The 12,591-nt window shown below is 36.2% G+C and carries 8 protein-coding genes and 1 pseudogene; 3 read left to right on the forward strand and 6 right to left on the reverse strand.

All coding sequences use genetic code 11. The annotated features are described in order from the left end of the window. The 6 genes from ACIQ2X_RS07985 to recG all read right to left on the reverse strand — a co-directional run. Nucleotides 1-437: AraC family transcriptional regulator (locus ACIQ2X_RS07985; RefSeq protein WP_396178402.1), on the reverse strand; the 437-nt coding region annotated here is incomplete at its 3' end. Between the two features lie 78 nt (nucleotides 438-515). Beyond that, nucleotides 516-1,379, reverse strand: a complete 864-nt coding sequence (locus tag ACIQ2X_RS07990; RefSeq protein WP_396178403.1) for a bestrophin family protein — start codon at nucleotides 1,377-1,379, stop codon at nucleotides 516-518. Between the two features lie 322 nt (nucleotides 1,380-1,701). Beyond that, on the reverse strand, nucleotides 1,702-3,018 hold the full coding sequence (locus ACIQ2X_RS07995; RefSeq protein WP_396178404.1) for a TolC family protein: 1,317 nt from the start codon (nucleotides 3,016-3,018) through the stop codon (nucleotides 1,702-1,704). A 4-nt stretch (nucleotides 3,019-3,022) separates the two neighbouring features. Further along, nucleotides 3,023-6,112: an efflux RND transporter permease subunit gene (locus tag ACIQ2X_RS08000; protein WP_396178405.1), complete on the reverse strand. Its 3,090-nt coding sequence runs from the start codon at nucleotides 6,110-6,112 to the stop codon at nucleotides 3,023-3,025. A 63-nt stretch (nucleotides 6,113-6,175) separates the two neighbouring features. Continuing rightward, nucleotides 6,176-7,240, reverse strand: a complete 1,065-nt coding sequence (locus ACIQ2X_RS08005; RefSeq protein WP_396178406.1) for an efflux RND transporter periplasmic adaptor subunit — start codon at nucleotides 7,238-7,240, stop codon at nucleotides 6,176-6,178. A gap of 96 nt (nucleotides 7,241-7,336) precedes the next feature. Next, nucleotides 7,337-9,439, reverse strand: coding sequence for an ATP-dependent DNA helicase RecG (gene recG / locus ACIQ2X_RS08010; protein WP_396178407.1), 2,103 nt, complete (start codon nucleotides 9,437-9,439; stop codon nucleotides 7,337-7,339). Between the two features lie 161 nt (nucleotides 9,440-9,600). Here recG and ACIQ2X_RS08015 point away from each other — a divergent pair, with 161 nt between their 5' ends. The 3 genes and pseudogenes from ACIQ2X_RS08015 to ACIQ2X_RS08025 form a co-directional block, all read left to right on the forward strand. Continuing rightward, entirely contained in the window at nucleotides 9,601-10,146 is a 546-nt protein-coding gene (locus tag ACIQ2X_RS08015) for a DUF1697 domain-containing protein (RefSeq protein WP_396178408.1), read from the forward strand. Between the two features lie 55 nt (nucleotides 10,147-10,201). After that, entirely contained in the window at nucleotides 10,202-12,259 is a 2,058-nt protein-coding gene (locus ACIQ2X_RS08020) for a M1 family metallopeptidase (RefSeq protein WP_396178409.1), read from the forward strand. Next, nucleotides 12,256-12,480: pseudogene (locus tag ACIQ2X_RS08025) on the forward strand (patatin-like phospholipase family protein); the annotation flags it as partial. The gene ACIQ2X_RS08020 and the pseudogene ACIQ2X_RS08025, both read left to right, overlap by 4 nt. Nucleotides 12,481-12,591 lie beyond the last annotated feature (111 nt).

Here is a 12,591-nt window from a genome sequence, read left to right on the forward strand (position 1 = left end):
TAAAAAAAATAGTTTTGATAATCCAATTGCCACAACTGATTTTCACCTTCTTTTGGATAGCGTTCGTTTAAAAAACAAATGGTTTCTTTTATTTTATTTTGATCGATTGCAAGGGCAATGCATTGTGTTGGATTTTTTGAGGAAGCTTCAGGGAAATCAATTTTCATTTCAACATTGGAAGGAATCACAACTGTTTCACCCGGTAAATATTCAAACTCGGGCATGTCAAAAAGATGCATTATTTTCTTACCTCGCAACATACTCGTTACGACTAAATCATTAAATTTTAAAGGTACTAGGTTTGATTTTTGATAGGTTTCAAAAATATTTAACTCACAATGGTTTAGAGAAAAAATCGATCTGTTTTCTACTAATGTTTTTAAAGATTTTTCTTCAGTTAATGCAGGAAGGTGTAATAAGTTTTTGTGTAAGTTCATACTTTGCTGATTTTTGAGATTAGCAACCTAAAGATAAAATAAACTATTTACAAATGACTTGTTATTGCTAATTTTTAACTAAAGTAACTCCTCAACATGCTTTTTGATGTTTTCAGAAATTTTTTGAGTAGGTAAATCGTTTTCATCTGTACCAAAAGGATCTTCAATTTCTTCTGCAATCAATTCCAAACTTGCCAAAACATAAAAAATAAAAACAACAACCGGAATAACATAATAGCCCAAACTAAACGCGTATCCAAAAGGCAATGTCATGACATAAAAAAAGATGAATTTTTTTATAAAAGCACTGTATGAATACGGAATGGGTGTGTTTTTAATTCGTTCGCAAGCGCCACAAATTTCGGTAAACGATTGCAATTCTGAATTGATAATAATAAGTTGATCGCCCGTTAGTTTGCCCGAAAGGTAAAAGTGATTGATTTTATCAAACATTTTCTTGGCAACTTGATTTGGCAAATGTATTTGATGGTTGATTTCTAACTCCAAATCATCAAAAAGTTGCATGGCAGTTTGTTCATTCTTTAAATGATTGTTGAGCACGTTTGCATAATGCGGAATCGTTTTTCGGAAAAAATCTTTGTCTTCCTCTAGTGTTAAAATTGCACTTAATTTGAGGGCCAAATTCCGACTGTTGTTTACCAAACTGCCCCATAGTTTTCGACCTTCCCACCAGCGATCGTAGGCCGTATTGGTTCGAAAAACGAGTAATAACGAAATCACGAATCCCAACATTCCGTGCATTATCGTGATATTTTTGATATTACTATTGGATGATAAATTCAAATATTCGACTTCTAAATATTCGATTATTCCGCAATACAAACCTATGGCAAACATGATCGGCAAGAGTTTCCGGAATGTATCTGCTTTGTGAAAACGGAAAATAAAAGTGAACCAATCTTTGGTATTATATGAAACCATTTAACTACATTTTTTTCAAATTTAAGTCAAAAAATAATGGATACAACTACTTAAAATCAACATTTGTAGCAGGTATAATTTTAGTAAAAATAAAAACAGAAGCTATTCCTACTAAGGGAAACATCCAAATTATCAATACACTAAAAATTCTCGACAGCACATTGTAGGGCTTGTTTATAATTACAAAGGAATAAAAAATATTCGCAATCAGTAAAATAAATAAAAGGACTAATAATTGAGAAGTTGAAATTGCAAAACCCATAGATTTGATTTTTAAGTAGCAAAATTTACTCAAAGATACGCTAATTCATTTATTGTAACACTATTGCAAATTCAATATTCCAGCCAATTCTTTTAAAGCCACTTCCGATATTTTTGCTTGAAACTGGGCGTTACTGCTTCTAACCTTAGCATTGATGTAGTTAATTTGAGCAGTTCGAAATTCTAAAGTGGTGTTGGTAATGGTTCCAATTCTGAATTTTTCAAAAGTAATGTCCATATTTTCCTTGGCAATTTCCTCATTTTTGGTTTCCAGTTTACTCAATTGCAAATTGGTTCGATAGGTTTGATAGGCCGTAGAAAGTTGCGTATTCAATGTCAATTTTTGTTGGTCAATCAATATTTGAGCATTTTCAATTTGCAGTTTAGCAATGCGTTCGTTTCGGTTTTGCAATCCACCGTTAAAAATGTTCATTGTTGCGTTTATTCCGTACACAAAACCACGTCCAGAAGATTGCGTGATAAAACCCAACGAAGCTTCCTGACGGGTAAAATTATATCCCGAACTGATGTTCACCACCGGATAACGGTCGCCTTTTATTTGCTTTAACTCGAGTTCGGCAATGCGTTTATTGATTACTTGGGTTTGCAATTGAGGATTTTGTTTTTCGGCTAAAGTCATCAAATCGGGAAGTAGTAAATTCTCGTCAATTTGCACTTTTTCAACCACTTTAAAATCTGTTTTGGGATCGCGGGCTAACATTTGATTCAATAAAATTTTGGTATTGGCATATAGTTCTTGTTGTCTCAAAAATGCAGTAGTGTCGGTGTTCAAGTCCACTTCTGCATTTAACATTTCTAGTTTCGACGCTTTACCAATTGTATATCTATTTTTTGCCGTAACGATTCGTGCATTCGAAATAACGATGGTAGTATCCAACGCTTTTAGCTGTTGCTGTTGTTGAACGATATCATAATAGGTGGTAATGACGTCGCTGATTCTGGTGAGAATCGTCATTTTCAATTCGGCATCGCCCAATTTTTCCAACTCTTTCAATTGATTGTGTCGTGCAAACATTCGCATACCGTCAAAAACCGTCCAGTTTAAAGCAACGCCATAGGTTAGATTGAGATTTTTGGCATTATCCAACTCTCGTTCCGTACCATCAAGCTGGGTTTGTTTCGTGTTTAAAATGTTGTTGTTGTTAATAACATTTGCATTCAAACTTGGTAAAATTCCGGCATTGGCCAAACTCACATTTTGTTCATCGATCTTCAAATCATTCGAAGCAATTTTGATTTCGAAATTATTTTCTAAAGCAATTTTCACAGCTTCTTCAACAGTTAGCATTTCTTGGGCATGCAATCCTAAAACACTTGTAAAAAAGAATGCAAATGCAAAAATGATTTTACATTTCATAGCCTTATTCATTTTCATATTCTTTTATATTATCAAATTCGGGTCGGTGTTTTTTCGCTCGCGACCACATAAAATAAATGGCTGGAATGACAAATAAGGTCAGAATTAAGGAGAATAATGTTCCGCCCACAATTACGACTCCCATACCAATTCTACTCGTAGATGCTGCTCCAAGTGACATAGCAATTGGCAAAGCACCTAAAGCAATCGCTAAACTTGTCATTAAAATAGGTCTAAGTCGTGATTCCGATGCTTCCATAATGGCTTCCATTTTTGTTTTCCCTTGTTCCCGAAGCTGGTTGGCAAATTCGACAATTAAGATTCCGTTTTTAGTAACCAATCCAATGAGCATGATGGTACCAATTTGACTAAAAATATTCCAAGTTTGGTCAAAGAGCCACAGCGAAAATAATGCTCCAGCCACCGCCATCGGAACAGTTAGAATTATGATAAATGGATCGATAAAACTTTCAAATTGAGCTGCAAGAATCAAGAAAATAAGCAATAATGCCAATCCGAAAGCAAAAGCTGTATTGGAACTACTTTCGACGAAATCGCGGGATTCACCTCCCAAATCGGTTGTAAAACTGTCGTCCAAAACTTTTTCCTTCACACGTTCCATAGCGTCAATCCCGTCGCTGATACTTTTTCCGGGAGCTAATCCCGCCGAAACAGTAGCCGACATATATCGATTATTGTGGTACAATTGAGGCGGACTACTTTGTTCTTCGATACTCACTACATTGTCCAGTTGAATCAACGCGCCACTCGTATTTTTTACAAACATCGAGGTCAAATCCATTGGGGCGTTTCGGTCTTTTTTGTCAAATTGCCCCATAACCTGATATTGTTTCCCATTCATCATAAAATAACCAAATCGCTGGCCACTCAACGAAAGTTGCAAGGTTTGCGCCACATCAATTACAGAAACGCCCAAACTTTGTGCTTTTTCTCGATCAATGGTAATGTAAACTTCTGGTTTATTGAATTTTAAATTCACATCAGTTATCGAAAAGGTAGGGTCGTTAGCTACTTCATCCATAAACTCAGGAATTTTTTCTTGTAATTTTTCAAAATTTTGAGCCTGAATAATGTATTGAATGGGCAAACCACCGCGACGGTTTACAGCAATCGTGGGAGATTGAGAAACGGAAGTTTTGGCATTTACAAATTGCTTGGTCCAATTGGTCAAATTTTCGGCAATTTCTTTTTGAGATGTCTCTCGTTCACCAGGTTGTACTAATGCAATTCGGGCAAAACCACTGTTTACAGATGATGAACCAAAACCAGGTGAGGTAATAATCAAACTCACTTTTTTCTCAGGAATTGAATCGTTGATGAGTTCGGTCAATTCGGTCATAAATCGATCCATATAATCATAAGAAGCACCTTCGGGAGCGGAAACGTTTAAACTAATGTAACTTCTGTCGTCATAAGGTGCGGTTTCTTTTTGTAGGGTTCCAAAAAACAAGGCAATCATTCCAATGCAGACAATTAAAATTGGAAAACTCAACCATTTACGTTTCATAAATTTAGCTAAAGTATCCGCATAACCTGTATTTAGTTTTACAAAATAAGGCTCGCTCCAATTGTAAAATTTGGATTTTTTTTGTTCGCCACCTTTCATCAAATAGGCGTTTAACATTGGGGTTAAGGTTAGCGATACAAAAGCCGAAATCAAAACGGCAGCTCCTATTACTACACCAAATTCCCTAAAAAGTCGTCCTACAAATCCTTCTAAGAAAATAACGGGTAAAAACACAGCTGCAAGAGTTATCGAAATCGAAATTACTGCAAAGAAAATTTCATTTGAACCTTTAATAGCTGCTTCAATAGGCGACATGCCTTCTTCTACTTTTTTAAAAATATTTTCCGTAACCACAATTCCGTCGTCAACAACCAATCCCGTTGCCAGTACAATTGCCAAAAGTGTCAAAACATTGATGGAAAATCCAAAAAGCCACATGATAAAAAATGTTGCAATCAACGAAACCGGAATGTCAATCAGCGGACGGAAGGCGATGGCCCAGTTTCTAAAAAACAAATAGATGATTAAAACCACCAAAATGATGGCGATTAATAAGGTTTCTGCAACTTCAATAACTGCTTTTTTTACAAAAACGGTGTTGTCAATGGCAATGTTCAATTTGAAATCTTTCGGTAAATCTTTTTTTAACTGTTCGAATTGAACATAAAAAGCATCGGCAATTTCCAAATAATTTGTTCCTGGTTGCGGTATAATCGCCATTCCCACCATCGGCTGTCCCGAATCGCTAAGCTTGGTTTCTAAATTCTCTGCTTCTAAGGATGCTTTACCGATGTCGCTAAGACGTATCACTTTTTCGCCATCGGCACGAATAATAATATTATTAAATTGTTCTTCAGTAGAAAGATTTCCCAAGGTTTTTACCGTCAGTTCGGTGTTGGCTCCGGTTAATTTTCCCGATGGTAACTCTACATTTTGAGCATTCAAAGCATCTCTCACTTCGGAAACAGTAGCTCCATACGAAGCCAATTTTACCGGATCAATCCAAAGTCGCATCGCATATTTTCGTTGTCCCCAAATTTGAACACTACTTACGCCTGGAATCGTTTGAAGTCGTTGTGCAATAACATTATCGGCGTAATCCGAAAGCTCCAAAACATTCTTTTTATCACTCTGAACCGTCATTGTAATAATCGGATCCGAATCGGCATCAGCCTTTGAGACTACAGGTGGAGCATCGATATCTTGCGGCAAACTTCGAATGGCTTGCGAAACTTTATCGCGAACGTCATTTGCAGCGGCTTCCAAGTCTTTGTCTAAATTAAATTCGACCGTAATGTTGCTCGAACCTTGATTGGAAGAAGATGTAATGTTCCTGATTCCGTCGATTTGATTGATTGCTTTTTCTAAAGGTTCGGTAATTTGTGACTCAATAATATCGGCATTGGCTCCCGAATAGCTGGTTCGTACCGAAATTTGTGCTGGATCAATCGAAGGAAATTCGCGGATTCCGAGGTAGGTGTAACCAATTATCCCAAACAGAATCAGCGAAAGATTCAATACAATGGTAAGAACGGGTCTCTTTATACTTAAAGTTGATAAACTCATTTGATTTAGGATTTTAGTCCCGAAGCTTGGGGATTAGATTTAGGATTTACCTATATCGAAAATTTATTTTTGAAGTTTTACTTTTACAGGGCTTCCGTCTTTTAGGGTCATTACGCCCGAAGTCAGGATCGTATCACCAACTTTCAATCCAGAAGTGATCAGGATTTCTTTGTCGGTTCGCGCTCCGGTTTCGACAATTATTTCTTTGGCTAAACCATTTTCTGTAACAAAAATTTTCTTCCCGTTTTGAATTGGAATCAATGCTTCGGTAGGAACGAGTAGGGCATCGGTCAGTTTTTCTAGCGGAAGCGTGACATTTGCAAAAGTTCCTGGATATAATTTTCCTTCCGGGTTTTGTGCAATAGCTCGAAGTTTTAAAGTTCGGGTTGTCACTTCAATTTCAGGTTCGATGGCATAAATTTTGGCTGCAAAAACTTCATTGGAACCTGCTGTTGTAAACGAAAGTGTGTTGTTGACTTTCATTTGTGAGGCATATTTTTCGGGAATTGAAAAGGTAATTTTGAGTTGAGTGGTGTTGACCAATTTGGCAATCAAAGTCGTTGGCGTTACATAGGTTCCTTTTGAGATGGAACGTAAACCAATCTTTCCCGAAAACGGCGCTCGAACAGTTGCCTTTGCCAATTGGGCTTGAATGAGCTGGGCTTGTGCTTTTGCAGAAAAAAAATCGGCACTTGCAATGTCGTATTCTTCTTGACTTATGGCTTCTTTTTGCAATAACAACTTGGCTCTTCTTTCGTTTTCTGAGGCTAATTTTTGAGCCGTTTTTACTTGTGCCAATTGTGCTCGAAGTTCCAAATCGTTTACTTTTAACAATACGTGGCCCTTGGCAACTGTACTTCCTTCTTGAAAATTGATACTTTCCACAATTCCAGAAATTTCACTTCGAATATCTACTTGTTCATTGGCTTCTATCGATCCGGAAAGCGAAAGGTTATTGGCAAATTCTTGGGCATTCAACACTTTTCCACTGACACTTATGGGTTGTTTTTTTGCATTTCCATTATTTTCATTTTGCGCTTTTTTACTTTTATTCTCGGTAATTCGATAAGCAATAAAGGCTCCAATTCCAAAGATTAATATAGCGTAAACAATGTATTTTACTTTCATGATATAATTTGATTGTGAAAAAAGCAAAACTAAAGTTTATAAAATGGAGTATTTTCTAGTTAATTTTTTTTTAACAAAAGTTTGGTGTTAATTTTTTTAACTGATATAGTTCCAAATATTTTGTTTGACCGAAATTTCTATAAAAACTTTTCGCAAAGTTGCGTGTTCGGGTTTTTCAAGTGGTGCGTCATTTTTCAAGATTTTCAACGCATGATGACGTGCCAATTCAAGTATATCGCGGTCTTTGACCAAATCAGCGATTTTGAGGTTTAAAATGCCGCTTTGCTGTTTACCCATAATATCGCCTGGACCACGAAGTTTCAAATCTACTTCTGCAATTTCAAAACCATCGTTGGTTCGCGCCATGGTTTCCATCCGAATTTTACTATCGGCAGATAATTTGTGCGAAGTCATCAAAATGCAATAACTCTGTTCGGCTCCGCGACCCACACGACCACGAAGCTGGTGCAGTTGCGAGAGTCCGAAACGTTCGGCACTTTCAATAATCATGACACTGGCATTTGGAACGTTTACACCTACTTCAATCACCGTTGTAGCTACCATTATTTGCGTTTTGCCTCTAATAAAACGTTGCATTTCCAACTCTTTTTCAGCGGGTTTCATTTTTCCATGCACAATCGAAATGGCATAATCCGGAAGCGGGAAATCGCGTGAAATGCTTTCGTATCCGTCCATCAAATCTTTATAATCCATTTTTTCCGATTCTTGTATCAACGGATACACTATGTAAATTTGTCGGCCTTTGGCAATTTCATCCCGAATAAATTTCCAAACCCGCAATCGATTGGAGTCAAAACGATGCACGGTTTGTATGGGTTTTCGGCCGGGTGGCAATTCGTCGATTATCGAAATATCTAAATCGCCGTACAAACTCATTGCCAAAGTCCGCGGAATCGGCGTTGCCGTCATAACCAAAACATGTGGTGGGATAGCATTTTTTTTCCAAAGTTTTGAACGCTGTTCTACTCCAAAGCGGTGCTGCTCGTCAATAATTGCCAAACCTAAATTTTTAAATTTGACTTTATCTTCCAGAAGCGCATGCGTTCCTATTAACAGTTGTAAAGAACCGCTTTCTAGCTCTTCGTGGATTATTCTTCTATCAGCAGTTTTTACTGAACCTGTTAATAGTTTGATATTCAAGCCTAATGGAACTGCCAGTTCTGAAAGTCCAATAAAATGTTGGTTGGCTAAAATTTCTGTAGGCGCCATCAAACAAGCTTGAAAACCATTGTCCAATGCAAGAAGCATGCTCATCAATGCAACAATGGTTTTTCCAGAACCCACATCGCCTTGTAAAAGTCGGTTCATTTGAGATGGATTTCCCATATCGTTCCTAATTTCCTTTAATACTCTTTTTTGGGCATTGGTCAAGTCGAACGGCAAATGATTGTTGTAAAAATCATTAAAATTTCTTCCCACATTAGTAAAAGGATGCCCTTTAATTTTGTGCTTGTGAATCAGATTTTTTGTAATCAACTGCATTTGAATAAAAAATAATTCTTCAAATTTGAGTCGGAATTGTGCTTTCGCCAAATCTTCGTTGCTTCTCGGAAAATGGATATTGAATAGCGCTTTGTTTTTCGAAATCAACTTCAGTTCGTTAATTAAATAATCGGGTAGTGGCTCGATAAAATTAAGTTCGGGTTGTGCAAATAATTGCTCAATCATTTTGATAAAAACACGATTGGTTATCCCGCGATTGGAAAGCGTTTCTGTTGATGGATAAACGGGTTGCATCGCCGAACGCAGACTTTGTTGGTGCTCCAAAAGCAGCTCAATTTCGGGATGAGGCATGTTGAAAATGCCATTAAATGCGGCACATTTTCCAAAAACAACCACATCCACATTGAGTTTCAAACTTTCCTTAACCCATTTTTGACCTTGAAACCAAACGAGTTCCATTTGTCCCGTTTCGTCTTTGAATGTTGCCACAAGTCGTTTGCCTCGTTTCTGTTCGATGGTTTTCAAACTGATGATTTTGCCGATTAATTGTACCTCGGCATTGGTTGGGGTGAGGTCATTAATTTTATAATATCGAGTTCGATCGATGTATCGGTTTGGGAAAAGTTGTACTAGATCACCGTATTTGTAAATACCCAATTCCTTACGCAGTAATTCGCCGCGACTAGGACCAACGCCTTTGAGAAATTCGATTGGAGTTTGCAATAATTGGCTCATCTGTAGTTTTTGCAACAAGTGGTGTATAAAAAAGCGAAGATAGTTTTTAATTGGGAAATTTGGAAATGAGCATTTGCACAAAGATATTTTAGAATACTTTAATTTTTCTTTAAAGAAATTTTGGTTCTAAAGCTTTATATTTGAAACTAAAATTAAAATAAATGTACACACACCTTGCACTTCTTCGCGGTATCAACGTTTCGGGACACAATATGATGAAAATGGAAGTACTAAAAAGTGCGTTAGAAACTATTGGTTTTCAAAACGTACGAACGTACATTCAGTCGGGAAATGTATTTGTGAATTCCGACGAAGAAAACGCGTCTAAAGTAGGTTTTGTAATCAAACAAGAGATTTTCAAAACCTTTGGTCATGAAGTTCCAGTGGTGGTAGTGAATCAAAATGATTTAAAAAATTGTTTAGTTCACAATCCTTTTTTGAAAGATAAAGACTTGGATACTAAAAAATTATATGTGGCTTTTTTGTCCAATACACTTCGAAATGAAAGTATTAACGATTTAAAAATCAGTCAATTTAAGCCCGATGAAGCTGCAATTGATGGCAATAAAATATATATAAAATACGCTATTGGAGCTGGAAAAACCAGATTAGATCAAAAATATATCGAAAAGAAATTAAACCTTACCGCAACAATTAGAAACTGGAATACGGTTACGCAGTTGTTGAAAATCTACGAAGGACAGTAAAATTCAAACCCAAACCAGAAGCATGTTTGCATCTATTACTAAAATAAAATGCTTTTTGTTGCTACTAATTTCAAATGTAGGCGTCGCACAGCAAATTTCCAGAGTCGATTTTAAATCGGTAAATTCCAATTTGAGGATTAATTTTAATCAACAATCGGTTGAAGGAACGGTTACTTATGAATTTGACATAAAGTCATCTATCGACACCATTCGCATTGACGCAAAAAATATGATTTTTTCAGAAGTAAAAATAAACAAAAAACCAGTTGTTTATAATAATTCAGGCAAGGAATTGCAATTGTATAAAGGATTCAAAAAAGGGAAAAATACACTAACCATAACCTATAAAGCAATACCGAAACAAACACTATACTTTGTGGGCGATGGGGATGGAAAGCAAATATGGACACAAGGTCAGGGTAAATTTACCAGTCATTGGTTGCCTAGTTTTGACAACGAAAATGAAAAAGTCATTTTTAATACGACCATTTCTTTTAGCAGCGATTTCGAAGTTATATCAAATGGCGTTTTAGCAGAAAAATCCCAAAAAGACTCACTTACAGTTTGGAGTTACAAAATGGAGAAACCCATGAGTTCCTATCTCGTTATGTTAGCCATTGGGAAATTTGAAAAGAAGATTTTAAAAACAACTTCCGGAACTCCACTTGAATTGTACATAAGACCTGAAGATGCTCCTAAATTTGAACCAACGTATCGCCATAGCGTTCAAATTTTTGATTTTTTCGAAAAAGAAATTGGCGTTTCATACCCCTGGAAAATCTACCGGCAAGTTCCAGTAAAAGATTTTCTTTATGCTGGTATGGAAAACACAACAGCTACGATTTTTTCACAAGATTTTGTTGTAGATACCATCGGATTTAACGACCGAAGTTATATCAATGTCAATGCTCACGAATTGGCACACCAATGGTTTGGCGATATGATTACTGCTAAATCTGGAAAGCATCATTGGCTTCAAGAGGGTTTTGCCACATACTATGCACTATTGGCAGAAAAAGAACTTTTTGGTGATGACTATTTTAACTGGGAATTGTATGAAATTGCTGAGCGACTGATAAGTGCTTCCAAAACAGACAGCATTCCGATTTTGAATGAAAAAGCAAGTTCGTTAACTTTTTATCAAAAGGGTGCGTGGGCTTTGCACTATTTAAGGGAAAATGTTGGGCCTGAAAATTTTCAAAAGGCAGTACAAAATTATTTATTAAAATACCAATTCAAAAATGTAGATACGGACGAATTTCTTGCGGAAATCAATCAAGTTTCGAAGTTTGATACGGATGCATTTAAGAATAATTGGTTGGAAAGTCCTGTTTTTCAAACCGATGCTGCAATGAAGATTTTGAATGAAAGCTCTTTTATTCGAGCGTACTTCGAAGTCTCTGAAATGAGAAGAAAGCCTTTTACGGAACAAGAAAATACGTATGTAAATGTGTTGAAAGGAAACGCGTTTTACCCATTAAAGGAAGAAATTATTTATCAGTTGCAATATGTCCCATACAACGAGAAACAACAAATTTTGAAACTAGCGATGCAAACTGGAGATTATAAAATTCGGCAAGCTATTGCAAAAACGACGGATTCCATTCCCTCGGATTTTAAAAATATGTATCTTACATTATTTGAGGATCAATCGTACATTACTCGTGAAATTGCCTTAAACAAATACTGGTCTGAATTTCCAGATGAAAGGATTACAGTTTTAAACCAATCAAGATATTGGATTGGTCTCAACGACAAAAATTTGAAAGTTTTATGGCTTACGTTAGCTTTGGCAACCAAAGACTTTGAAAACGATAAAAAAGCACGTTATTATGATGAATTATTGGATTATGCTACTCCAAAATATGAGAGCAATTTACGTCAAAATGCAATTGCAAAATTATTGTTTCTGGACAAAAACGATCAGAACACGTTAAAATATTTAGTTAATGCGTTGGTAAGTCACAAATGGCAATTTGTGAAATTCGCACGAGAAAATATCCGAAGTCTTTTGAAAAGTACTATTCATCGAAAGTTTTTTGAAGAAATGTTGCCACAACTTCCTGAGCGAGAGAAAAATCAGTTGGGTCGTTTAATTAAGGAAGTAATATGAGAGCGTTAGTTATTTCTGGAGGAGGAAGTAAAGGGGCATTCGCAGGAGGAGTTGCTCAATATCTAATGGAGGTTCGCGGCAATCAATATGATTTGCTTTTAGGAACTTCTACGGGCAGTTTGCTGATTCCTCATCTTGCTTTAGGAAAAATTAATAAGATTTATGATATTTATACAAATGTCAATAAGCATAATATTTTTAATGTTTCTCCTTTTATTATCATTGCTATCCGAAAGTTTTGACGATTTTAGAAATAAGCATTGTAACTGCCTATAAACAGGTCAATATTTCAACTTTATGCTGAAAATAAGTCAGAACTGAATTCTAATTGC

The sequence above is a fragment of the Flavobacterium sp. genome (genome assembly GCF_044368625.1).
Lineage (GTDB): Bacteria > Bacteroidota > Bacteroidia > Flavobacteriales > Flavobacteriaceae > Flavobacterium.

Coding starts and splice junctions, on each gene's coding strand:
- ACIQ2X_RS07990 (WP_396178403.1), bottom strand. CDS start 1,379: ATGGTTTCATATAATACCAAAGATTGGTTCACTTTTATTTTCCGTTTT.
- ACIQ2X_RS07995 (WP_396178404.1), bottom strand. CDS start 3,018: ATGAAATGTAAAATCATTTTTGCATTTGCATTCTTTTTTACAAGTGTT.
- ACIQ2X_RS08000 (WP_396178405.1), bottom strand. CDS start 6,112: ATGAGTTTATCAACTTTAAGTATAAAGAGACCCGTTCTTACCATTGTA.
- ACIQ2X_RS08005 (WP_396178406.1), bottom strand. CDS start 7,240: ATGAAAGTAAAATACATTGTTTACGCTATATTAATCTTTGGAATTGGA.
- recG (WP_396178407.1), bottom strand. CDS start 9,439: ATGAGCCAATTATTGCAAACTCCAATCGAATTTCTCAAAGGCGTTGGT.
- ACIQ2X_RS08015 (WP_396178408.1), top strand. CDS start 9,601: ATGTACACACACCTTGCACTTCTTCGCGGTATCAACGTTTCGGGACAC.